Here is a 644-nt window from a genome sequence, read left to right on the forward strand (position 1 = left end):
GCGCCGGGATGCTGTTGCCGCTGCACGCCGATCCGCTGAAGAAGGCGCTCGTGCGCTTGGTCAAACAGAAGCCGAAATCCGCGAAGCAGGCGATGTTGCCGATCGATCGGCTCATCAGGCTGCGGGTCTGAACGAGTGAACTGGCTCGGTGCGTAGCGGGCGGTTTCATAACCGGTCAATAGCAATGCCCTCCCGATTGGTCGAGAATAGGCCAACGCCATCCAGGGCCAGTGGCGATGTCATAGTCGGTGGGGACCAGCATGGGCGGCAGATCGTCTGTCGAAGATCGGGTCCGCGCCGTCCTTCCGAGCTATTGTGTTCATCGGGTGGGTTCTGGCTTCTTACCGTCCCGAGTTGCAAACCAATTTGCAGGAAGGAAAGCTTATGCCCACTAACGTGAAGGACTTGCTAGCGGCCGCAAACGCCGAGGTTCCCCGCATAACGCCAGAAGAAGCTCGACGGATGGTTGCAGAGCAAAATGCAGTCATCGTCGATGTTCGGGACATACCTGAGTTGCAGGCCAGCGGTAAGATCCCAGGATCAGTCCACGTTCCTCGCGGCATGCTGGAATTTCGTGCGGACGCCTCGACACAGTACCACGACAAGAACCTGACTCAGGATCGACCCGTGATCCTGCATTGCGC

At 58.7% G+C, this 644-nt stretch carries 1 protein-coding gene; it reads left to right on the forward strand.

Annotation, left to right across the window (positions count from 1 at the left end):
• Nucleotides 1-384: 384 nt before the first annotated feature.
• Nucleotides 385-644 (forward strand): rhodanese-like domain-containing protein (locus DDE77_RS19285; protein ID WP_108399108.1); only part of this gene is annotated, 260 nt, incomplete at its 3' end.

The sequence above is a fragment of the Devosia submarina genome (genome assembly GCF_003056345.1).
Taxonomy (GTDB): Bacteria; Pseudomonadota; Alphaproteobacteria; order Rhizobiales; family Devosiaceae; genus Devosia; species Devosia submarina.